Source organism: Xanthomonas sp. LMG 8993, assembly GCF_009835065.2.
In the GTDB taxonomy this organism is placed as follows: domain Bacteria; phylum Pseudomonadota; class Gammaproteobacteria; order Xanthomonadales; family Xanthomonadaceae; genus Xanthomonas; species Xanthomonas arboricola.
The window spans coordinates 184839-207542 of sequence record NZ_QVIF02000007.1; the positions used below are offsets into that span (position 1 = coordinate 184839).

The following is a 22704-nucleotide window of genomic DNA, read 5'->3' on the forward strand; positions in this document are numbered from 1 at the left end:
GTCAGGAGAGTCCAATGCCGGTGATGGAACGGATCCAGGCCGAAGTCGAACAACACCCGATCGTGCTGTTCATGAAAGGCACCCCGCAATTTCCGATGTGCGGTTTTTCCAGCCGCGCCGTGCAGGCCCTGGTGGCTGCCGGCGCCGATCAGTTGCGCACGGTCAATGTGCTGGAAGAGCCCGAAGTGCGCGCCAATCTGCCGCGCTATTCCAACTGGCCGACCTTCCCGCAGCTGTTCATCCACGGCGAGCTGATCGGCGGTTGCGACATCACGCTGGAACTGTTCGAAGCCGGCGAGCTCAAGCGCATCGTCAGCGAGGCCTACCAGCCGTGAGTCTGGCGCAGGCCCGGCCCGACGCGGCGGCACTTGCCGGCCGCGTGGTGCTGATCACCGGTGCAGCCGGCGGGCTGGGGAGCGCGGCGGCGCAGGCGTGTGCATCCGCCGGTGCGACCGTGGTGTTGCTCGGCCGCAAGCTGCGCCCGCTGGAGCGCATCTACGACGCGGCCGCCAAGCTGGGTCCGGAGCCGTTGCTGTATCCGCTGGATCTGGCCGGCGCCACGCCGGACGACTACGCCACGCTCGCGCAGCGGCTGCAGTCCGAGCTCGGTGGCCTGCACGGCCTGCTGCACTGCGCCGCCGATTTTGCCGGCTTGACCCCGGCCGAACTCGCGGCGCCTGCCGACTTCGCACGCAACCTCCATATCAACCTCACCGCGCGCGCCTGGTTGACCCAGGCCTGCCTGCCGCTGTTGCGGCAGCAAGGCGATGCGGCGGTGGTCTTCGTCGTCGATGACCCGGCACGTGTTGGCCAGGCGTACTGGGGTGCCTATGGCGCTGCCCAGCATGCACAGCGTGGCCTGCTCGCCAGCCTGCATCACGAAACCGTCGCCGGCCCGGTCCGCATCAGCGGATTGCAGCCCGGCCCGATGCGCACCGCCTTGCGCGCGCGCGCCTTCACCCATCAGGAAGACAGCGAAGCGCTGGACCCCACGCGCTATGCCGCCGCCTGCGTCACCCTGTTGTCCACGGCCGGTGGCGCTTACCGCGGCGCGATCTGGAGTCCTTCCGCATGACCATTCTGTCGGCGGCACTGCTGCTGTTTCTGATCCTCGACCCGCTGGGCAACATTCCGGTGTTTCTCAGCGTGCTCAAGCCGCTACCGCCCAAGCGCCAGCGCTTCGTGCTCGCGCGCGAGTTGCTGATCGCCCTGTTCGTGCTGATGGCGTTCCTGTGGGGCGGCAAGTACGCGCTGGAGCTGATGCATCTGCGCCAGGAGTCGGTGGCGATCGCCGGCGGCATCGTGCTGTTCCTGATCGGCATCCGCATGATCTTCCCGCGCCCGGAAGGCCTGATGGGCGAGATCCCCGACGGCGAGCCCTTCATCGTGCCGCTGGCGATCCCGCTGGTGGCCGGCCCGTCCGGCATGGCCGCAGTGATGCTGATGGGCAGCAACGAACCCACCCGGTTATGGGATTGGAGCCTGGCGCTGATGATCGCCTGGATCGGTGCATCCACCATCCTGGCCTCGGCACCGCTGTTGTACAAACTGCTCGGTCATCGCGCACTGACCGCGATCGAGCGCCTGATGGGCATGTTGCTGGTGGCCATTTCGGTGCAGATGTTCCTGGATGGCCTAGGGACCTACTTCAAATTGCCGGTATCGATCTGAGTTCAGTCGGCGATGGGCGGGCAGGGTGCATGGGGACGGCTTGTTGGATGCCTGGCGGGCTTTGAAGCCGCGTCGCCGACCCGTGGCATGAGCGGCTGGCGGTGTCTGGCGACCACGGCGCGGGATGGCGGCCGATAGCCAGCGCTGCGTTTTCAGGCCAAACGTTGCCGGTTTGCGACAAGCCAGTTCGATAGCGCGACGCCAGTCGCAAATGCTGCGCGACTTTGCGCAAGCTGGCGTTTAGGCCTTCACATGCGAAGTTCATGTTGCACCGCGCGAACTTTGTCACGCCGCCGTCACAATCAGGCCTTAGCGTGTTAATCTGTTGTTAACCGTTGCGGCAGCAACCAGCCGCGCGGCAAGGGACCCCAGATCATCGGCAGCCCACCCCCGGGAACGGTTGGGCTGACTGCGCCTTTTTGTCACTGCCCAACCTGTATCGAGGCTACCGAAATGACCCACCCCCGCTGTCTCCGCATGTCCAAGCTGACGCTTGGCCTTGTTGCCGCACTCGCCGCCGCCCCCGTGTTCGCCCAGAGCACCTCTGCCGGCGTCGCTGGCCTGGTGACCAGCAGCGCCGGTCAACCGGTGCCGAATGCTGAAGTGACGATCACCCACGTTGAATCGGGTACGGTCAGCCGCGCCACCACCGATGCCAGCGGACGCTACAACGCGCGCGGCCTGCGCGTGGGTGGGCCTTACACGATCACCATTACCGCTTCCGGCGCGGGCAACACCACGCGTGAAGGCGTGTACTTGAATTTGGACAAGGTCAATCAGGTTGATGCAGCCCTGGGTGGCGATCTGGCCACGCTCGGTACCGTGCAGGCGATCGCAGGCAACTACGGCTCAGCGATCTTCAGCGCCAACAAGATGGGCACCGGCACCAACGTGACCCGCGAAGAAATCGAGTCGCTGCCGTCGATCAACCGCAACCTGCAGGACTACGTGCGTCTGGATCCGCGCGTCGCGCAGACCGACAAGGCGCGCAACGAAATCTCCATCGCCGGCCAGAACCCGCGCTACAACGCGATCCGCGTCGACGGCATCAGCACCAACGATGCTTTCGGACTGGAATCCAACAGCCTGCCGACTCCGCGCCAGCCGTTCTCGATGGACGTCATCGACGAAATCTCGGTGGACGTGGCCAATTACGACGTCACGATCAGTGGCGGCACCGGTGGCGTGATCAACGCTGTAACCAAGTCGGGCACCAACGAGTTCCATGGCTCGGTCTATGGAACCTATCGCGAGAACGACTGGTCGGGCAAGAACGAGAACGATATTCGGCCCCAGTTGTTCGATCGCGAATCGACTTACGGCCTGACGCTGGGTGGTCCAGTGGTCAAAGACAAGTTGTTCTTTTTTGCGAATTACGAAAAGTACAAAGGCAAAGGCGTTTTCACCGGTAACAGCGGTTTTGGTCCGACAGGCTCTGGTGCGAGCAACACGGTCAACATCACGCAGGCGCAGGTCGACGAGATCGCCGACATCTCGCGCAATGTGTACGGTTTTGATCCGGGCACGTTGACGTTGCCGGCATTGGATTCCGACTCTGAAGAAAAGGGCTTCAAGCTGGATTGGAATATCAGCGATAAGCATCGCGGTTCATTCCGTTACGGTAAGTCCGAGCAAAGCACTGCCAATCTCAATGGTTTCAGCACGAGTTCGTTGGCTCTGAATTCGTACCACTACGTGCGTGACTTCGAGCTGGAAACCTACACGGCACAGCTTTTCAGCGACTGGACCGATACCTTCTCCACTGAGGCCAAGGTGTCTTATCGCGATTACGCGGCAGTACGTACCGCAGCGTCTCAGCTGCCGGCGATCAATGTCCGTGTGGGCGCAAACTCAGTCAATCTGGGAACCGAGGCAAATACGCAGGCGAACGAGTTGCGTACCGAAACATGGAACGCATTCTTTGCTGGCAACCTGTTCCTTAACGACCACACAGTCAAATTCGGCTTCGACTACGAAGACAACGATATTTTCAACTTGTTTGGTCCACGCGTTTTCGGTTCTTACAACTTTGATTCTATTGCTGCTTACCGCGCCAATCGGCCAGTGTCTTATCGCTATTCGTCCTCGAACACCGGCAGTATCGATGACATCGCAGCGAAGTGGGGCCTGCGCAACCTTGGCCTGTTCGTTCAGGACAGCTGGGCTGTCAACAACAACCTGACGTTGACCTTTGGCTTGCGCTACGACAAGCAGATGGTTCCGGACAGCCCGCAGTTCAATCAGGCTGCATTCAATGCCTTCGGCGTGCGTAACGACGCGACGCTCGACGGTAACGACCTCTGGCAGCCGCGCTTTGGCTTTAATTACACGTTTGATGCCGAGCGGCCGACCCAGTTGCGCGGTGGCGTGGGCCTGTTCCAGGGTGCGGCGGCGTCGGTGTGGCTGTCCAATCCGTTCTCCAATACCGGCCTGGCTTACACGGATTACAATTTCCGCAACGCGAACGAGATCGCCGCTGGCGGTATTCGTTTCACTCCCGATATCAACAACCAGCCAACTGGTACCGGCGGAGCGACTCAATCGGTCGACTTTGTCGACAAGGATCTCGGGCAGCCATCGGTCTGGAAAGCTAACTTGGCATTCGACACCGAGTTGCCGTGGTACGGCATCATCGGATCGTTGGAAGGTGTGGTCACCAAGGTCAACGAGGCAATCTACTACCAGCAACTCAATCTTGGCACGCCAACTGCGGTTGGACAGGATGGTCGTCAGATCTACTGGAACGCGGTTGGTCGTAACCGGGCGAGCTGGGATAACCTTGGTCGCTTCACCGGCAACGCACTGACACGCGCCAACAGTAATCAGGGCTTCAACGACGCAATTATTGCGCGTCCAACCGACCAGGGCGGTACGCAGAGCTTCACCGTCGGTTTGAATAAACCTTTCAACGACAGCGACTGGTCGTGGAGCCTCGCTTACACCTACTCAAACGCGAAGGAGGTCAGCGGTCTGACCAGCTCTACCTCGGGCTCTCAGCTGTTGAATGTAGCGACCTTCCAGGCTAATGAAGAAGTCAACGCCACGTCCGCTTATGAGATCAAGGACAGCATCCTCGGCACTCTGCAGTGGAAGCACAACTTCTTCGGCGACTACGCAACCAAACTTGGCCTGATTTATCAGGGCCGCAGCGGTCGTCCGTATAGCTATACGTTCGATAACGATGCCAATGGTGACGGTCGTGCCAATGACCTGCTTTACATTCCGAATGGCCGTGGCGATGTGTTGTTCGGAAGTGCAGCTGAAGAGAATGCTTTCTGGAACTACGTAAGCAACAATCAGTATCTGTCTTCGCACCAAGGGCAGTTGGCTGGCCGCAACGCCGTTCGCAATTCCTGGGTAAATCAGTTCGATCTGCATATCGAGCAGGAACTGCCGGGCTTCTTCGACGGCAACAAGGCGCAGGTATGGGTCGACATCATGAATGTCGGTAACCTGCTTAATAAGAAGTGGGGCCGCGTGGATGAGTACGGGTTCCCGGGCTTCAAGGGTGTTGTGGAGTACGGCGGTATCGATGCTGCAACCGGCAAGTACGTGTACCGCTTCAATGAGCCGGACTTGTCCACTGTCTACGACGACAAGGGCATCTCCCGCTGGGCGCTGCAGCTGGGCTTCCGCTACCAGTTCTGATCTGACCAACGTGTTGCGTGTTGCAAAAACGGCCGGGTTCTCCCGGCCGTTTTTTATTCCGTTAGAGAATTTTGAACTGCCTAGTTGCTTCTGGACTCATAAATGGTCTTAACTTTTAAGAGCAGAATTGTCGAAATTGAAGGCGGTGGCTGTAAGATGCAAGCGTAGAGCGGCTGGTAACGTTTTGCTGGCCATTAACAAAAAATGCCGACGGTCTTTGCTGTTACATCTACGTAGTAACGTCGGCAAACACGTTCGAAGGTTTTTATGACCTATTTTTTTCTGCTTGGCACGAGAATTTTGTTAATTCTTTTTCTTCAGGTAAGCCGTCGCTGCTGCTTGCAGAACTGCTCGGCTAATAGATGGGAGTGTCTTCTCGAAGCTCTTGCGAAATTTATCTTAGGGAGGCCGTGTTATTCTTAGAGGATCAAATCCCATCTACAAATATTGATTGGGATAGGCGCTAGGTATGCTCGTTTTTGAAGTAGTGCTCATTTGTGTATGAGTGCTATTAATTTTTTCCATGTAGCTGACCAATTTTATTGGCAATCGGATTGGTTCTGGCATCGGGCAATCGGGATGGCTTGATATTCATAGTCCACTTTGGATTGAATTCCAAGCGTGGCGGCAGCATCTAAAATATCTGGGCAACTGACACTTGACGACGTGCGATCCTAGGAATACTCTTCAGAAATATTTTCTAACTTGATAGGGCGTTAAGTGAAGAGCGTGCCTTTGGTATACATGCCTTCTAGAGAAATAATAGGTTTTTTTGAATCATTTGACCCTCATAAGATCGGTCTTCCCGCGGCGCCTATCGTTAATTGCGAATTGGATCTAGCTGCAGCGCAGTGCATACTTGGGCAAGTTTCAACTGCTGATTTACTGCATGTTTTGTTAATCAAGTTGGATCCGATTTCTATAAAAAACGTACTTGAAGTTCATCGGGCTGTATTGAATGTAAAAAAAACTAGTTGGCGGAAGGTGTCCTTGAATGTGGGCGTCAATCAGGCCGATTCCTTCGGTTTTACTTCCCCAATTTTTGATGTCAAGAACGAGTTTTCTTGGTTAATTTCACGAGCGCTTTCGATAAAGCACGACTCGATATTTATTGCATTTTTTCTCTTCTATTTTCTGCACCTGCATCCTTTCGTTGATGGTAATGGGAGAATGTCAAGAATTTTGATCATTCATTTTCTTTCTGAAAGAAGGGGGGCTCAAGATGGCTTGGGAAGATTTGTGGCTATATTTACATATTTGCGCAAAGATATATTGGCCCGCTGGTTGTGGGAGGCTAGAGTAAATTCTGTCGAAAACTTCATTAAATTTTTCTCAAAAGTTTTATTTGAATACGGGGAGTATTTTGGAAAATCTTGCGATTCTAGGGTGGGGGTTCGTGAGTATGTAATGTCTATTAAGCCCGATGGAATTTTTGGTCGTTGAATTGCATGACTGAAAAAGTGACCTCATGGGATAATAATGAATAAATTATTTTTTATTTTAGTGGCTCTTGTATTTTTAGTTTTAGTTACTTGGTTGGTCTGGAGCGAATCTCCACCGTCTGAGAGAGGTTGGCGTTCTAGTGGTGGCTTGAGTTCTTCTGTTTCTGAAAATAACGTCAAAGCTGAGAAGCAGGATGCCAGCGTTGCCTTTGGTGAGCCTCAACAAATCAGCACGCTGCATACTGGTCGAGTTGAATCGAGTTTACTTTGTGCAAGGGCAGTGAAAGCTCAGCAATGCAGCGAATATTGGGATGGCATAAAGAAAGGGGGTAAAAATCGGGAAGAACTAGCAGCTTCTTGCCAAGATATGGCTGAGGCTACAGTTCCTGGATTGATTAGAGCTTGGAGGTCAGCTGCTGAGGCAGGAAGTTACTACGCGGCTAAGTTTTATATTCTTGGGCGTCCTTTCAGAATTGGAAATACAATTGAAAGTCTTGATGAACTAAGTATTTTTAAAGAAAAATCCGAAAAATTCGCGCTTCAGCTAGTCGCCAAGGGTGATTTCAATGTTGGAGTAGCGCTTGCGGATGCATATTATCCGTTTCCCGAAGCAAATTATAGACCGAGCTTATTGAGTCAGGCTGTTGAAAAGGATGCAGCAAAAGCGCTCATTTTATACGAGAAATTAGGGGCATTCCTTCATTCTGAAAGTACTAGCGATCCACTTGTAGAAGCTAGATTGAAAGTCCTACGCTCGTCAGTGGATGCATCTAGCTTTAATGGCGCAGCCTCTTTTTTTGGTAATTCGCAGCCTTTTGTTCGTCGTGGTCCTATAGATGCAAGTGATAATTACGAGGGGTGTGTCGAAAGCTTTTAATTTAATTGAGCTACTACTTATTATCTGGAGATTGCTATGCTGAAACTAAGGGTCGCTATTGGTGCTATTATGGTCGCAGGAGGAATGTATTTTTCTTCAGCACCATTGCCTGCGGATGCTCAATCAAGAGAGTGCCCCGAGTGGCAAACCTGGTCATGTGAAGATCCTCCGTATCTTCCTGAATACCCTGAATATCCTTGTAATTGTGACGGCGGAAGTCCGCCCGTAGCGAATCATTATGTACTCCCTAATATTCCTGGAAATCCTTATCCAGCGGTCTGTGCTTCGTCAGAAGATGAGCGTATGCGTCATGCCTGGTGGGATGTACAAAATTGGTATCCTGGGTGGCAGCTTGGAACAAATGAATCAGTGTCAGTGAGATACGATGATGGTTTAACTCAGGTTTACGTAGCTGTGGTCCCTGATCATTACGATCATGCCGTGGCGCTTGAGCTCAAGGGTGGGGGGTGGAGTGTTAACTCTGGCTATAATCGTAATCTTTGTGATGTTGGTACATAATTTCTAAAACCCCTGAGGTTGGGAAAGGAGTGTGCGCACTCCTTTCCCATGTTAGTATAAATGTGTTTAAAAAATATGATTTTATAAGAATTATCCATGGGCACATTTAAACTTGTGCAGATGGATTCTGGATGTCTTATAGATATTCTTTGGATTTTGTTGATTGTTATACATGCGCGACTTTAGAAGAATTTCTTTGGCGTTGCTAAAGCTGTAGTCGCACTGTTATTTGCTTATCTACAATTTGGGACAGTGATTTATGTTGCGTGGATTTTGGCAAATCTCCTTGCCATCGTTCTTTTGTCGGGTCAAGTAGGCTAAAGTCCTGTTAATTTAAGGGAGCAAGCTATGGAACTCAGCAGTACGGCAGCACGGGCGCTGCCGGTGGTGGATGCGCGGATCTACCCGCGCGGTGGCCTGGACGTGTTGTCCAAGGCGGAAGTTGCGCGTCTGCGTGATGCCTCCAGCGGCGGCATGCATGAGCTGTTGCGCCGCTGCGCGCTGGCCGTGCTCACCAGCGGCAGCGCGTCGGACGACCCGCGCGCCGCGCGTGACCTGTATCCGGATTTCGATATCCAGGTGAACCAGCAGGATCGCGGCATCCGCATCGATCTGAGCAACGCACCGGCGATGGCCTTTGTCGATGGCGAGATCATCCGGGGCGTGGCCGAGCTGCTGTTCGCCGTGGTGCGCGACCTGGCCTACATGGCGATCGAGCTGGAAGCCCAGCGCGGGGATCTGGACACCAGCGAAGGCATCACCAACGCGGTATTCGGGCAGCTGCGCAATGCGCGCATCCTGCAGCCGTCGGACCCGAACCTGGTCGTGTGCTGGGGTGGGCATTCCATTTCGCGCGACGAATATCTCTACACCAAACAGGTGGGCTACGAGCTTGGCCTGCGTGGCCTGGACATCTGCACCGGCTGCGGCCCGGGCGCGATGAAGGGCCCGATGAAGGGCGCCACCATCGCGCACGCCAAGCAGCGCAAGCATCACACGCGCTACATCGGCGTGACCGAGCCGGGCATCATTGCCGCCGAGTCGCCGAACCCGATCGTCAACCACCTGGTGATCATGCCGGACATCGAGAAGCGCCTGGAAGCCTTCGTCCGCATCGGCCACGGCATCCTGGTGTTTCCGGGCGGCGTCGGCACGGCAGAGGAAATCCTCTACCTGCTCGGCATTCTGCTGCGCGAAGAGAACGCCGACCTGCCGTTCCCGCTGATCCTGACCGGGCCGACCATCGCCGCGCCGTACTTCGAACAGATCGACCGCTTCATCCGGCTCACCCTGGGCGAAGCTGTCGCTTCCCGCTACGAGATCATCGTTGGCGACCCGGTTGCCGTGGCGCGTCGCATGGCCGAAGGCATCCACGAGGTGCGCGCGCACCGCAAGGAACAGAAGGATTCGTACTACTTCAACTGGTCGGTACACATCCCACTCGAGTACCAGCAGCCGTTCGAACCCAGCCACGAGGCCATGGCCGCCCTCGACCTGCACCACGGCCGCCCAGCGCCCGCGCTGGCCGCCGACCTGCGGCGTGCCTTCTCCGGCATCGTCGCCGGCAACGTTAAGGAAGACGGCATGCGCCGCATCGAGGAATTCGGCCCCTTCGAAATTCACGGCGACCCGGACATCATGCAGGCCCTGGACGAACTGCTGCGCGGCTTCGTCGAGCAGCGCCGGATGAAGATTTCGGGGGATTACCGGCCTTGCTATCGGGTGGTGACTTAGTCGCCTAGACGGTGCGACACGGGCTCGGTAACGCTTGTCGGTCCAGTTGGTCCGCCTGTCGGTCCAGCGCTTGTGCCATGGCGTATCAGGGCTCATGCTCTCCAGCAATAACGCTGGGGAGCGTCCTGATGTCCGTCCGTACGCGCGGATTCACGTTGATCGAACTCATGGTGACCGTCGCGGTGCTAGCTATCACCGCAGCGATCGCATACCCGAGTTTCCAAGGCGTCGTGCGCTCAAATCGGGTGGCTGCGTCAAATAACGAAATGATGGCATTGCTCACGCTGTCCAGAAGCGAAGCCATCCGGAACGGCCAAGGCAGCGGCATCTGTGGCAGTGCGAACGGGACAGCCTGCAATGGGAGCTGGAGTGCAGGGGTGATGGCCTGGAGCGACGCAAATGGAAACGGGAGTTATGACTCAGGTGAAACCGTGCTCCGTTATTCGTTGGGAAATCCAAGGCTGGTCGTCCAGGGGCCAACGACGGGGACGGTCATTGCGTTTGATGCGCGGGGGCGCCGCCGTGCTGCTGCCGATCAACAGGTTACATTGCAACCTGATCAATGCGGCGGGCAACCATTGAAACGCTCATTAACAATCAATGCGTCCGGGCAAATTCGAAGCAAAAAAGAGACCTGCACATGAGCCAGAATCATCTCTCTAGGCGTTCTGCGGCGGGCTTCACCCTGATCGAGGTGCTGATTGCCATTCTCATACTCGCATTTGGGTTGCTAGGGTTTGCACTGCTGCAGACCATGAATGTGCGCTTTGTTCAAAGCGCCAATTACCGGACGCAAGCGACCAACCTAGCCTACGACCTAATTGATCAGATGCGATCCAATCGTTACCAGGTTGGTCAATATACTGCCGCCACATTCGCTGCCGGGGCCGTGACGGCGACTGGTGCCTGCGTATATCCAACAGGCCAGACCGTATCGGTAAGCCAGAATATAACAAGATGGCAATGTCAGGTTGCCAAGGCGCTTGGAGATAAGGCTGCTGCTACAGTTACCTATGTCAACGGCGTCGCCACTGTGGCAATAAGCTGGGGCGATCAGCGCTGGGACAAGGAAAACCCCGAGACAGTGACGAGTTTTGCGTTGCGAACGGAGATCTAAGGGAATGAACTTGCGTTCGCGAATGTCCGGCCTTTCATTGATCGAACTGATGATCGCGTTAGTGATCGGGTTGGTTCTTTTATTAGGCGTAATTCAAATATTTTCAGCGTCGCGCACGGCCGCCCAACTATCTGAAGGTGCTTCGCGAGCACAAGAGAATGGACGTTTTGCGCTTGATTATCTGGCTCGGGACATTCGAATGGCGGGCCACTTCGGGTGCGTCAACGATCAAGCGCAATTCGTTAAGGGGGAGGGAGATCCCAGGGTCAATCTTTCCGCGGCAACCGGAAGTGGAAGTCCTCTGGATTTCTCTGTATCGATTCAAGGCTATGAAGCACCAGGGACAGCTCCGAGTGACCAAATAACGATCGGTGGCAGTGCGAATTCGATAGTAGGTTTGCCGGCATCCATTCAGAATTTGAGCCCCGCGCCGAGACCAGGCAGCGACATCATTGTATTGCGTTATCTTTCTGCCGAAGGCGTGCCTGCGACAGGTATCGCAGCAGCTGGTTCCAACAGCACCTTGACTATGGATGCGACACGTTGGGCACGCCTGACCGACGATGGCGTAGCGGCTCCCACCTTGTTTGGAATAGCGGACTGTGCACATGCGGATGTATTTGCTGGCACCACGACTGCCGGATCCGTAACGGCCAGTGGCGTCAATCTTTCAGGGCGATATGTGGTGCAGCCCACTGGTCAGACAATGGTGTACCGCGCCGAGTCCCTGGTGTATTACGTTGCCAATAGTCCCGATACCGGCGAACCCGCGCTAAGGCGTGCTCGCGCGGGTAGCAATGGCATCTATGTCAGCGAGGAATTGGTTGAAGGAATAGAAAGTTTGCAATTTCTATATGGATTGGATACGACGCCGTCGATTGCAACCCAGACGCCGCCTGTTGGTAATATCACCGAGCAACGTGTGGCGAGTGGAGTGGCCACGGGAGCCGATGCGGCGGCCGCCAACCAGTGGCGTCGCGTTGGGCAAGTGCAGGTCGGTATCCTCGCCCGTAGTCCGACCGCAGCGGCTGCAAGTACTCAAGTCGAGGCCAGTCGGTTGGGCGTGCTGGGTGTCACGGTCATTCCGCCGACGACCAACGATAGACGCTATCGCGCTAGTTATGAGTTATCCATCGCCCTCCGCAATCGCCTTTTCGGTAACTGAAAATGCAGACCAGACATCTCACTCGAGATCGAGCGCGTAATTACCCCGCGGCAACTCAGCGCGGTGCGGTCTTGTATGTGGCGTTGATCATGCTGGTGTTGCTTGCGTTGATTGGCATTGCAGGCATTCAGGTCTCTGGAATGCAAGAAAAAATGGCGGCCAATTATAGGGCGGTGAATCGTGCTTTCGAGGAGGCTGAAGGTGTGGTCAGAAACGCTGAAAACTCCGTCGAAAATATTTCCAATCGAACGACGGCGCCAACTGGTACCACGAGTTCAGTTGCTTCTGGAGACATCAATCGAGTCTGTGACGATGGTTTTGACCCTATGCAGTGGGCGCAGGCGCAGACCTCGGCTCGCGCGGTCAATGTTCGCCAGATAGATCAATGCATTCAGGGGGAAGCAAACATCGGAATGGGGCAGCCTGTCGATCCTGCATCTCCTGTTTTTCAGATTACCGGCGTTGCCGCTGACGATCAGAATAACGCGAGTTCCGAGGCGGCGGTAGACACTATCTTCAAGCTTTGAAGAGAAGCACATGACCTTGCATAAAAAGAAAGTAATTTTTGCTTCTGCCGCAGCTGCGGTTGGCCTGGCGTGCGTCGTCTACGCGCTAATCGCTGCGCAAGGTCAAGGCGTCCTTGCTCAGGCGCCAATGAATAATCAGGTGCAGACACCGCCTGCATTCATCATGGCTGTCGACGATTCCGGGTCCATGACCTTTCAAACCCAGTTTCCGGGGCAGGATGGCCAGGGCTGCTGGAGTACAGCGCAATATACGTTTTTCTCAAGCCCCGGAGTACTTAATACGGAAGATACGAGAAGCGTTGGATGTGGTTACAACCACGTGCTTCCTGGCGTCCGTATCGATGAAAACCGACTGGGTGTTCCTCCCTTGGATAGTCTTGGTTTCGCGCGTTCGGCTGCCTACAATCCAACGTATTATGATCCGACAGTCAAATACGAGCCGTGGATTAATAACGATGGTACTCCTTTTCCTCAGGCTGACCCGCTGAATACCCGTATTAATCCGCTGCAATCCGCAACCGTCGCGTTGGCATCGAATTACATGGGTGAGGATTTCAGTAGTAGCTTTCGAATTCAGAACAGGATGGTGCTGCCCCGAGGTACAAGTTACAGGCAGCGCTTTAGAGATAATAACAATAATCTCTATTTCGGGGCTGAGACAACGACGACAACTGATGTCACTTGGAATGGTGGCTCGCAGACACTGCTCATAAGGTTTTGGCCTGCAACCTTTTTCGTTCCTTATACGAGTAATAATGATGCTCGGCCAGTCCTTCCTGGCACTGCGTCAGCATATGACGCAGTGCCGCGAGAGCGTGTACGAGATGTGTGCGGAACGGGCTGCGACATGTGGAAATACACGATTGGCACAACCAATACCGCTGCCTTGCAAAACTTTGCCAATTGGTTTTCTTTCTATGGTAATCGCAACAGGGCGATTATTGCGGGCATGACTAGGTCGCTGGCTGACGTCAATAATATGCGGGTGGGATTCTTTCGCATTAATCAGCACACTAGCTATGATGCCCTTACGGACAGGCTGCCAATGCGAAATATGGCAACGGCAAGTGAAAAGGCGGCGCTTTACAATTCGATCCTCGCATTGCCTGCGAGCGGGGGCACGCCAAATCGCCAAGCGGTAAACGCCGCAGGGGTTCAATTTCAGCGCACAGACAGTGCTGCTCCAGTCCAATTGGCTTGCCAGAAAAATGCCGTAATGCTCTTTACGGATGGCTACAGTAACCAGGATGGGCCGCAGGTCAGTAACGCGCAGGGCGACGGCGGAATGGGAGTTCCATTCGCTGACGGTTACGACAATACGATGGGGGATATCGCTGCAAAGTACTATAATAACGTTAACGGTGGATCGCCCATTCGGCCGGACCTGGCTTCCGGGCTTGTGCCTGTGCCAAGCTCCTGCAGCACTGCAAACGCTAATGTAAGGTTGGATTGCCAAAAGAATCTGCACGTTAATTTTTACGGTATTACGCTGGGTGCGCGAGGAAATTTGTTCAATCCCGATGTGGTGCAGGATGCTTACACCACTCCGGCGATTTACCAAAATTGGCCGCCGCGTGAAAATGATGAAAGAAGCACCGTTGATGACATCTGGCACGCGGCAACCAATACTCGCGGTCAATACATAAACGCGAAGACTCCGGCGGAAATTACAGCTGCGATGCGGAGAGTTCTCTCTTCGGTGACATCCGGTTCGTCTCCCTCGGGGACGCTTGCGCAGAGCGGTGCGCGTATCGGTGCTGGCTCGTTCTCAGTAGTGCCCAACTACGAAATTGCCAATGAGGGCACCGATTGGTTTGGCCGTCTTACCGGCTATACCGTTTCTATCAATCCAGCGACTCGGGTCGCAGTGACCACGGCAGCTTGGGAGGCAAGTTCAAGAATGCCATCTGCCGCGGCACGCAATGTTTTGGTCAGCAAGGCAGGATCAGTTAGCGCCTTCAATGCGACTAATGTTTCTCTTGCGGATCTTTGTAACAAATCGACGTCGCTGTACCCCGGGATGTCGCTGTGCACTGAGTCGGACCTTTCCGCACTGGGTGCAACCGCAGCTACCGCTACCGCGTACCTGCGTGGGGATGCGTCTGGGGAAGTCCGCAGCGGTGGTCGCTTACGTGATCGAACCACTGTGCTTGGCGATATCGTCAATTCGACGCCTGTCATCAGTTCTCCATTGGATGACTATGGCTATCGTGGTTTGGCGGGGACACCTGGAAGTACTTATGGCGCTTACTTGGATTCCAAGAAGGCCAACAGAAATTATATGGTCTATGTTGGTGCCAACGATGGCATGTTGCATGGCTTCGATGGCGGCATGAATGCAAATGGAGTAATGAATTCAAATGGCGGTGTAGAGCGGTTCGCTTATATTCCGTCAACTGCGCTCGGTCACATGGGTAATTTGCTGCTTCCTTACGATCCAACAGATCAAAGTGACCAAGACTTTGACCATCGCTACTATGTAGATGGGCCGCTGACCGTATCGGATACTTACTATGGTGGATCCTGGAAGACAGCTCTTGTAGGGACCGCAGGTGCAGGTGGACGTAGCATTTTTGCAATGGACGTCACGACGCCGACAAGTATTTCGGCGGGCAATCGTCTTTGGGAAATCAGCGACCTTGATAGCACGTTGCCTGCGTCAGTCCGTAACAACATAGGCTATGTGCTTGGTAAGCCGGTTATCGTTCCAGTTGCTAACGCATCCGGCGCTGTGACATGGAAAGCGATTTTTGGCAATGGCTATAACAGCGCCAGTGGAAAAGCCGTTCTCTTTGTCGTTGATATCAAGGCAGGCGCACCCACGATTACAATGATCGAAGCCGCAGAGAGTGGAGGAGGTGTCGCCGGAAGCAACGGTCTTGGCAACATCGTTGTTGTTGATCGCTGGGGCGGTGCCAGCCAAGCTGATCGGGTCCGTGATGGATATGCGGACACTGTTTATGCAGCCGATCAAAAAGGAGCCATTTGGAAGTTTGATCTTCGTAGCACGGTGACATCTGTTTCCGTCCCGCTCTTTACAAGTCGTACTTCAACCGAGAACGGCTCTACCTATCGTCAGCCGATTACCGGCGGACTCGCTGCTACTGCTGGCGATAACGGCGGTGTCATGCTTTTCTTCGGAACTGGAAGCTTCTCATTTGTAAATGATCCATTCGATACTGCTATCCAGTCGTTGTATGGGATCAATGACGTGTCCGCTGGAGCAATCACGAGTGCGTTGACGCGCACCAACCTGCAAGCCAATACGATCTCCAGTTCTGGTGGTACGCGGAGTCTGGTGTTGGGAGCAAGCCCGGCAGGTGGGCGTGGCTGGTATGTCGATCTGCCAGCCGGCGAGCGTATGGTGGGAAATCCAAGCGTCGCATCGGGTATTGTTTTTATTCCGACCTATGTCCCCAACCCAAACAGCGTGGGATGTGCTGCCCAGGGTAGCAATTGGCTATTTGGGTTGAATACTAGGACCGGTGCGGCCGCACTGGATGTGGCGCGCCGTAATTCGCCTACAGGTGCTTCGTTTGCTTCGGGAACTGCCGCGACTTCGTTGACAACGCAAGGAACTACGCCAGTGAAGGACGTCGGCATATCAGCGATTCCGCGGTTGACTCCAGCAGAGTCTGGCGGAGCGCCCCCGCCTGGGGGGAGCTCCTGCTGGATGGTGATAAGCGTTGCGGGTGCCGACCCGATGTATGTTCCCTATCCATGCGGGCGTCAGTCCTGGAGGCAGGTGCAATGAGATCTTCTTGGGCCAGACAAACCGGTGCCCGTGGTAGGGGTGCGTCACTGCTGATTTCCCACGGTTTCACCCTGATCGAGCTAATGATTGTCGTCGCGGTTGTGGCGATTTTGGCTGCCATTGCCTACCCGAACTACTCGGAGTACGTGCGTAAGTCTCGCCGTGCGCAGGCCAAGGCAGATCTTGTCGAGTATGCGCAGCTGGCCGAGCGCTATCACACTGTGCAGAATACGTACGTCGGCTTTACTTTGCCCAATCCTGTCTCGCCTCGGGAGGGTGGAACAGCCGCCTACAACCTGCCGTCGCCACAGGTGACTCAGTCCACCTTTGTGATTACTGCGACCCCGACCAATGTCCAGTCAGCCGACAAGTGCGGAACCCTGAGTATTGATCAGGCTAGTCGCAAGACCAACTCGAAGGGTGCCTTGTCGGACTGCTGGTGAGAGCGTGAGTTCGGGGACGTTGATGACTGTTGCAATGCCCCAAAATCTTGCTACAATGCCGACCCCGCCCGAATAGCTCAGCCGGTTAGAGCACTTGACTGTTAATCAGGGGGTCGTTGGTTCGAGTCCAACTTCGGGCGCCAAGATGTTGAAGAGGCCGCGACTAGTCGCGGCCTCTTTGTTTTTGCTGTAGCTCACCGTGCAGGGCAGGTGGTTGGTTGCCTGTAGCGGACAGAGCGCGTCCGCCCTGAGTTGTTGACGATGACGTCTGCCAGGCGCTGCGCACGGGTGCAGAGGCTGATCGTGATGTTGGTGCCGCTGTTGCGGCCGTTCGGAAGAAATCGGACAAGCGATCGGCCAATCGTTCCAGTGATGCTGATGCCCTCGCTCGCAGCATACTGCTCGACGCGCAGGATCGAGCCCGCGTCCGCAGGCTGCCCACTGCGCGCTGGATCTTTGAAAAGAATCCACCCCTGGCCCCAGTCGCTGTCAGGTCGGCAACTGGCACCGTCGACGGATGGACAGACGCTAACTGGCAGGCGATGGGTGATGGCCAGGCTCCTCGCCATCGCCAAGTGTGCGGTGAGCAAGTGAACCCGTGCCTGTGCGCGCTGCCACTCGACCAGACCTTTGAAGCTGGGCAGGCCGATGGCCGCCATGATCCCGGCGATCGCCATCACGATCACTAGCTGTAGCGCCGTGTACCCTTTTGCATACGAACGAGTCACTGCTTTCACCGTCCTGCTCCTCGGCTCGAAGCAAGCAGTCTCTACGGCGTCCAAGGCTCAGGTAAGGTCGGCTCCCACGTAATGAGGTGTCAGACTTTCACCGAAAGTGGCCTCCGCCATTTGTGTAGTCCTCCCCCGAGATCCGCTTCATGACCGACCGTTTTCAGCTCGTATCCCCGTACTCCCCAGCCGGCGATCAGCCTGCTGCCATCGAGAAGCTGGTGGCCAGCTTCGAGGCCGGTCTGGCCAAGCAGACCTTGCTGGGCGTGACCGGCTCCGGCAAGACCTACACCATTGCCAACGTGATCCAGCAGGTGCAGAAGCCGACCCTGGTGATGGCGCCGAACAAGACGCTGGCGGCGCAGCTGTACGGTGAGTTCAAGTCGTTCTTTCCGCACAACGCGGTGGAGTACTTCGTCAGCTACTACGACTACTACCAGCCCGAGGCCTACGTGCCCTCGTCGGACACCTTCATCGAGAAGGACAGTTCGATCAACGAACACATCGAGCAGATGCGTCTGTCGGCGACCAAGACCCTGCTGTCGCGTCGCGACTCACTGGTGGTGGCCACGGTGTCGGCGATCTACGGCCTGGGCGCGCCGGAAGACTATCTGTCGCTGCGCTTGATCCTGTCGGTGGGCGAGCACATCGATCAACGTCAGTTGATCCGCCATCTCACCGATCTGCAGTACACCCGCAACGAATTCGAGCTGACCCGCGGCGCGTTCCGCGTGCGCGGCGAAGTGCTGGACGTGTTCCCGGCCGAATCCGACACCGAGGCGTTGCGGATCGAGTTGTTCGATGGCGACATCGAGCGGCTGACGCTGTTCGATCCGTTGACCGGCGAAACGCTGCGCAAGCTGCAGCGCTACACCGTGTACCCCAAGACGCATTACGCGACCACGCGCGAGCGCACGTTGAGCGCGGTGGACACGATCAAGGAAGAATTGAAGGAACGGTTGGAGCAACTGTATTCGCAGAACAAGCTGGTCGAAGCGCAGCGCCTGGCGCAGCGCACCCAGTTCGATCTGGAAATGATGGCCGAGGTCGGCTTCTGCAACGGTATCGAAAACTACTCGCGGCATCTCACCGGCAAGGCGCCCGGCGAGCCGCCGCCGACGCTGTTCGACTACTTGCCACCGGACGCGCTGCTGGTCATCGACGAGTCGCATGTGACCATTCCGCAGATCGGCGCGATGTACAAGGGCGACCGCTCGCGCAAGGAAACGCTGGTGGAGTTCGGTTTTCGGCTGCCATCGGCACTGGACAACCGGCCGCTGCGTTTCGAGGAATGGGAGGCACGTTCGCCGCGTAGCATCTATGTGTCGGCCACGCCGGGTCCCTACGAGTTGCGCGAGTCTGCGGGGGAAATCACCGAGTTGGTGGTGCGGCCAACTGGCCTGATCGATCCGGTGGTCGAGATTCGTCCTGTCGGAACGCAGGTGGACGACCTGATGTCCGAAATCCAGGAGCGCATCAAGCTTGGCGACCGCGTGTTGGTGACGACGCTGACCAAGCGCATGTCCGAGAACCTCACCGAGTACCTCGGCGAGCACGGTATCCGGGTGCGCTATCTGCATTCGGATATCGACACGGTGGAGCGCGTGGAGATCATCCGCGACCTGCGCTTGGGCAAGTTCGACGTGCTGGTCGGCATCAATCTGTTACGCGAAGGTCTGGATATGCCGGAAGTGTCGCTGGTGGCGATCCTGGATGCGGACAAGGAGGGCTTCCTGCGTTCGACCGGCTCGCTGATTCAGACCATCGGCCGCGCAGCGCGTAATCTGCGCGGCAAGGCCATTCTGTATGCCGACAAGATCACGCGTTCGATGCAGGCCGCGATCGACGAGACTGACCGCCGCCGCGAGAAGCAGGTCGAGTACAACCTAGAGCATGGCATCACGCCCAAATCGGTGGCGCGTCCGATCTCCGACATCATGGAAGGTGCGCGCGAGGATGCCGCCGAGAAGAAGGCAGGCAAGGGGCGCTCGAAGTCGCGTCAGGTGGCGGAGGAAATGCCCGATTACCGCGCGATGGGGCCTGCCCAGATCGCCGGCAAGCTCAAGAGCTTGGAGCAGCAGATGTACCAGCACGCCAAGGACCTGGAGTTCGAGGCGGCCGCGCAGATTCGCGACCAGATCCAAAAACTGAAAGCTGCCAGCCTGGCGTAGGGCAGGGCGACAGCGCGAAAGTTCGAGCGCAGGGAGGGCTTGTGGTGATCCAAACCCTGCGCTAGAATGCGCGCCCTGCACAGCGCAATGCTGACGCAGGAAACGGGCGGTTAGCTCAGCGGTAGAGCACTACCTTGACATGGTAGGGGTCACAGGTTCGAACCCTGTACCGCCCACCACTCCAAGTCCAGCAGCATGGCGACTTGAGTGGCTTCAACATCGGCAGCGACTGCTGCCGCGGATCCCGAAGTGATTTACGCAGCAGCTCCTGCAGCTTCCGCGTGTCCTGTATTTGGTCTTCGACAATCGCTTTCACTTCCTTCTGTGCATTGACCAGGCGTGTTGGATGAATTTCGTGCAGCAGTCGGGCATTGCTGGCGGCGGAGCGGTTGGCTAGCAAGCTGGGCACTCTTTCGCCCCTGCGGACGAGGCCCTGGTGTCAGGCCAAGCTTTCGCTCAGCGTGCCATTTCGTCGCAGCGCTGGTCACCCTTTCCCCGAAGCGGCGAGCAGGTTTTTTAGTGCCAGGCGCGTGTGTTGCCAAGAAAGCACATCAAGTGCTGACGGAATTCCGCCGGCGCTGACCCATCCCGATCCGCGCCTGGCGTCGAATGCGCGCGCGGTTGTGTCGGCTTCACCGAAACCGCTTTCTCCATCACACGTCTTGCTTTAGCATCGCTTCCGCGCTGACGAAAAGGAAGGCTGGCGATGGACGAGTATCAGCACACCGTGCTGACCAGGGGCGGGTACCGTGTCGTGGCAATCACCCGGGAAGACACCTATGCGCCCGACGCTGTGGTGGCCTATGCCGTGGTGACGGATGCCGGAACCCGGATCACGCCGGATCTTTCCCTAGATCAAGCCAGAGTCTGGATTGACTCGCTCGTCGAGAGCGAGAGTGGCGGACGCAAGTCGGATCTGCTCGATCACAGACCCGTCGTTCGTCGCTGAGTGCCGTCGAGAAGTAAGCCAAGGAGTAGGGCCGCGTGTCCAAAGCCAAACTAATTGCAATCGCCACCGTGGTGACATTGCTTGTTGGATATTTCCTGTCCGGATATCTGACGCTTCTATTGTTGCGGCTCGATACCGCGCTGTACGCGTGGGATACCTACTACCGCTACGTCAAGGCGTTGGGCTTGCCGGAAGTGGCGCCTTACGCGACCAAGATCAAGATGTCCGGCATTCTCGGCTTTGGTCTGCCCGGGATCATCTGGGCCATCACGGTTGTGCTCCTGCTCAAGCCGAAGGCGCGGGCGCTGCATGGCGACGCGCGCTTTGCCGGAGCGGCAGACCTTTCCAAGCACGGTTTGTTCAAGCCGAGCGGCAACGGCATTGTGGTGGGCAAGTTCAACGGCAAGCTTGTACGGCTGAGCGGGCAACAGTTCGTGATCCTGGCCGCGCCAACGCGCTCCGGCAAGGGCGTCGGCGTGGTCATTCCCAACCTGCTGGAGTACCAGGAATCGGTAGTGGTCCTGGACATCAAGCAGGAGAACTTCGACCTCACCAGCGGCTGGCGCGCCAGTCAGGGGCATGAGGTGTTCCTCTTCAATCCCTTCGCCGAAGACCGGCGCACCCATCGCTGGAATCCGCTGACTTACGTGTCCAGCGACCCCGCCTTCCGTGTGTCGGATCTGATGAGCATCGCCGCGATGCTGTATCCGGACGGCTCGGATGACCAGAAGTTCTGGGTCAGTCAGGCACGTAACGCGTTCATGGCGTTCGCCTTGTATCTGTTCGAAAACCAGGACGAAGAGTTGTCGCTCGGCTTCCCGGGCGGGGCAGGGGCTCCCACGCTTGGCGGCATCTATCGACTCTCGTCCGGGGATGGCACAGACCTCAAGAAATACCTCAAGTCGCTGTCCGAGCGCAGATTCCTCAGCAGCAATGCGCGCTCGGCGTTTGCCAACATGCTGTCACAGGCCGATGAGACCTTTGCGTCCATCATGGGAACCCTGAAGGAGCCGCTCAACGCGTGGATCAACCCGGTCCTGGATGCGGCAACAAGCGCGGACGACTTCCTGCTCACCGACCTGCGCAAGAAGAAGATGACGATCTACATCGGCATCCAGCCCAACAAGCTGGCCGAAAGCCGGCTCATCATCAACTTGCTCTTCAGTCAGATCATCAACCTCAATACCCGCGAGCTCCCGAAATCCAACCCGGAACTCAAGTATCAATGCTTGCTGTTGATGGACGAATTCACCTCGATCGGCAAAGTGGACATCATTGCCACCGCGGTAGCCTACATGGCGGGTTACAACCTTCGCCTGCTGCCGATCATTCAGAGCATGGCGCAGCTGGACGCCACCTATGGCAAGGATCTGTCGCGCACCATCATCACCAACCATGCGCTGCAGATCCTCTACGCGCCGCGCGAGCAGCAGGATGCGAACGACTACTCCGAGATGTTGGGCTACACCACCATCAAGAAGAAGAACGTCACCCGCGGCAGGGAAACCACCCGGAGTATTTCCGAGGAGCGGCGTGCGCTCATGTTGCCGCAGGAGCTGAAGGCGATGGGCAACGAGAAGGAGGTCTTCCTGTACGAAGGCATCCCGCATCCGGTGAAATGCGACAAGATCCGCTACTACGAAGACCGCTATTTCACTGCACGCCTGCTGCCCAAGACAGACGTGAAAACGCTTTCCATCAGGTTGTGATGGTCGTCGCACAACGGCTGCGAAGGGGCGCCGGTAATTCTTGACTCATGTGTTCGTTAAGGGCAAAGTTACCCAGAATTTGCGCGGTGTTGATTTTTTGTTAAGAGGGGCGGCGCCGGACGGGGTCGTACAGGAGTAAGGCTATGGATGGTTCTTCGGCGTATTCATTTTTATCGATTGCGTGGCGTGGTGCTGACCTGCCTATGTGTGCTGGGTCGGCCAGGCATGTCCGCTCAAGCGAGTCATCAAA

Annotated in this window: 18 protein-coding genes and 2 tRNA genes; 19 read left to right on the forward strand and 1 reads right to left on the reverse strand. The window is 56.4% G+C overall.

All coding sequences use genetic code 11. The features are described from left to right. Positions 1-14: 14 nt before the first annotated feature. From grxD to DYQ94_RS14440, 15 genes are all read left to right on the forward strand, one after another. Positions 15-335, forward strand: a complete 321-nt coding sequence (grxD, locus tag DYQ94_RS14370; RefSeq protein WP_006450539.1) for a Grx4 family monothiol glutaredoxin — start codon at positions 15-17, stop codon at positions 333-335. Further along, the gene (locus tag DYQ94_RS14375) at positions 332-1075 is read left to right on the forward strand and encodes an SDR family NAD(P)-dependent oxidoreductase (protein WP_126965976.1); all 744 of its coding nucleotides are present in this window, start codon (positions 332-334) and stop codon (positions 1073-1075) included. Before grxD ends, DYQ94_RS14375 begins: the two co-directional genes overlap by 4 nt. Continuing rightward, positions 1072-1671 (forward strand): YhgN family NAAT transporter, encoded by a 600-nt coding sequence (locus DYQ94_RS14380; protein ID WP_006450537.1) that lies wholly within the window; start codon positions 1072-1074, stop codon positions 1669-1671. Before DYQ94_RS14375 ends, DYQ94_RS14380 begins: the two co-directional genes overlap by 4 nt. Before the next feature lie 453 nt (positions 1672-2124). Then, complete coding sequence (locus DYQ94_RS14385; protein WP_126965977.1) at positions 2125-5319, forward strand: TonB-dependent receptor; 3195 nt, start codon at positions 2125-2127, stop codon at positions 5317-5319. Positions 5320-6039: 720 nt separating this feature from the next. Continuing rightward, positions 6040-6762 carry a Fic family protein gene (locus tag DYQ94_RS14390; RefSeq protein ID WP_126965978.1) on the forward strand — a complete coding sequence of 241 codons (723 nt, stop codon included), beginning with the start codon at positions 6040-6042 and terminating at the stop codon, positions 6760-6762. 36 nt (positions 6763-6798) lie between these two features. Then, complete coding sequence (locus DYQ94_RS14395) at positions 6799-7638, forward strand: hypothetical protein (RefSeq protein ID WP_126965979.1); 840 nt, start codon at positions 6799-6801, stop codon at positions 7636-7638. 36 nt (positions 7639-7674) lie between these two features. Further along, positions 7675-8157 (forward strand): hypothetical protein, encoded by a 483-nt coding sequence (locus DYQ94_RS14400; RefSeq protein ID WP_126965980.1) that lies wholly within the window; start codon positions 7675-7677, stop codon positions 8155-8157. Positions 8158-8505: 348 nt separating this feature from the next. Continuing rightward, complete coding sequence (ppnN, locus tag DYQ94_RS14405; RefSeq protein WP_024937957.1) at positions 8506-9891, forward strand: nucleotide 5'-monophosphate nucleosidase PpnN; 1386 nt, start codon at positions 8506-8508, stop codon at positions 9889-9891. 125 nt (positions 9892-10016) lie between these two features. Further along, entirely contained in the window at positions 10017-10535 is a 519-nt protein-coding gene (locus tag DYQ94_RS14410) for a GspH/FimT family pseudopilin (protein WP_104542667.1), read from the forward strand. After that, positions 10532-11008 (forward strand): type IV pilus modification protein PilV, encoded by a 477-nt coding sequence (gene pilV, locus DYQ94_RS14415; RefSeq protein WP_024937955.1) that lies wholly within the window; start codon positions 10532-10534, stop codon positions 11006-11008. The genes DYQ94_RS14410 and pilV overlap by 4 nt, the downstream gene beginning before the upstream one ends. A gap of 4 nt (positions 11009-11012) precedes the next feature. Then, complete coding sequence (locus DYQ94_RS14420) at positions 11013-12173, forward strand: PilW family protein (protein WP_126965981.1); 1161 nt, start codon at positions 11013-11015, stop codon at positions 12171-12173. Positions 12174-12175: 2 nt separating this feature from the next. Beyond that, complete coding sequence (locus tag DYQ94_RS14425; protein WP_102251739.1) at positions 12176-12700, forward strand: pilus assembly PilX family protein; 525 nt, start codon at positions 12176-12178, stop codon at positions 12698-12700. Between the two features lie 10 nt (positions 12701-12710). Next, complete coding sequence (locus tag DYQ94_RS14430; RefSeq protein WP_126965982.1) at positions 12711-16454, forward strand: pilus assembly protein; 3744 nt, start codon at positions 12711-12713, stop codon at positions 16452-16454. Beyond that, positions 16451-16897 carry a type IV pilin protein gene (locus DYQ94_RS14435; RefSeq protein ID WP_160954466.1) on the forward strand — a complete coding sequence of 149 codons (447 nt, stop codon included), beginning with the start codon at positions 16451-16453 and terminating at the stop codon, positions 16895-16897. Before DYQ94_RS14430 ends, DYQ94_RS14435 begins: the two co-directional genes overlap by 4 nt. Positions 16898-16963: 66 nt before the next feature. After that, positions 16964-17040: transfer RNA gene (locus tag DYQ94_RS14440), tRNA-Asn, on the forward strand. A 51-nt stretch (positions 17041-17091) separates the two neighbouring features. On the opposite strand, the gene DYQ94_RS14445 is transcribed toward DYQ94_RS14440, so the two are convergent. Beyond that, positions 17092-17634, reverse strand: coding sequence for a GspH/FimT family pseudopilin (locus DYQ94_RS14445; protein WP_160954467.1), 543 nt, complete (start codon positions 17632-17634; stop codon positions 17092-17094). A 140-nt stretch (positions 17635-17774) separates the two neighbouring features. Here DYQ94_RS14445 and uvrB point away from each other — a divergent pair, with 140 nt between their 5' ends. From uvrB to DYQ94_RS14465, 4 genes are all read left to right on the forward strand, one after another. Next, positions 17775-19796, forward strand: coding sequence for an excinuclease ABC subunit UvrB (gene uvrB, locus DYQ94_RS14450; RefSeq protein WP_024937950.1), 2022 nt, complete (start codon positions 17775-17777; stop codon positions 19794-19796). A gap of 104 nt (positions 19797-19900) precedes the next feature. Continuing rightward, positions 19901-19975, forward strand: a tRNA-Val gene (locus DYQ94_RS14455). A 527-nt stretch (positions 19976-20502) separates the two neighbouring features. Continuing rightward, positions 20503-20745, forward strand: coding sequence for a hypothetical protein (locus DYQ94_RS14460; protein ID WP_024937949.1), 243 nt, complete (start codon positions 20503-20505; stop codon positions 20743-20745). A gap of 35 nt (positions 20746-20780) precedes the next feature. Then, entirely contained in the window at positions 20781-22454 is a 1674-nt protein-coding gene (locus DYQ94_RS14465; RefSeq protein ID WP_102581440.1) for a type IV secretory system conjugative DNA transfer family protein, read from the forward strand. The last annotated feature ends 250 nt before the right edge of the window (positions 22455-22704 follow it).

What these genes read in the sequence shown, in the direction of transcription:
- grxD (WP_006450539.1), top strand. Translation starts at nt 15, where the DNA reads ATGCCGGTGATGGAACGGATCCAGGCCGAAGTCGAACAACACCCGATC.
- DYQ94_RS14380 (WP_006450537.1), top strand. Translation starts at nt 1,072, where the DNA reads ATGACCATTCTGTCGGCGGCACTGCTGCTGTTTCTGATCCTCGACCCG.
- DYQ94_RS14385 (WP_126965977.1), top strand. Translation starts at nt 2,125, where the DNA reads ATGACCCACCCCCGCTGTCTCCGCATGTCCAAGCTGACGCTTGGCCTT.
- DYQ94_RS14395 (WP_126965979.1), top strand. Translation starts at nt 6,799, where the DNA reads ATGAATAAATTATTTTTTATTTTAGTGGCTCTTGTATTTTTAGTTTTA.
- DYQ94_RS14400 (WP_126965980.1), top strand. Translation starts at nt 7,675, where the DNA reads ATGCTGAAACTAAGGGTCGCTATTGGTGCTATTATGGTCGCAGGAGGA.
- ppnN (WP_024937957.1), top strand. Translation starts at nt 8,506, where the DNA reads ATGGAACTCAGCAGTACGGCAGCACGGGCGCTGCCGGTGGTGGATGCG.
- pilV (WP_024937955.1), top strand. Translation starts at nt 10,532, where the DNA reads ATGAGCCAGAATCATCTCTCTAGGCGTTCTGCGGCGGGCTTCACCCTG.
- DYQ94_RS14420 (WP_126965981.1), top strand. Translation starts at nt 11,013, where the DNA reads ATGAACTTGCGTTCGCGAATGTCCGGCCTTTCATTGATCGAACTGATG.
- DYQ94_RS14425 (WP_102251739.1), top strand. Translation starts at nt 12,176, where the DNA reads ATGCAGACCAGACATCTCACTCGAGATCGAGCGCGTAATTACCCCGCG.
- DYQ94_RS14430 (WP_126965982.1), top strand. Translation starts at nt 12,711, where the DNA reads ATGACCTTGCATAAAAAGAAAGTAATTTTTGCTTCTGCCGCAGCTGCG.
- DYQ94_RS14435 (WP_160954466.1), top strand. Translation starts at nt 16,451, where the DNA reads ATGAGATCTTCTTGGGCCAGACAAACCGGTGCCCGTGGTAGGGGTGCG.
- uvrB (WP_024937950.1), top strand. Translation starts at nt 17,775, where the DNA reads ATGACCGACCGTTTTCAGCTCGTATCCCCGTACTCCCCAGCCGGCGAT.
- DYQ94_RS14460 (WP_024937949.1), top strand. Translation starts at nt 20,503, where the DNA reads ATGGACGAGTATCAGCACACCGTGCTGACCAGGGGCGGGTACCGTGTC.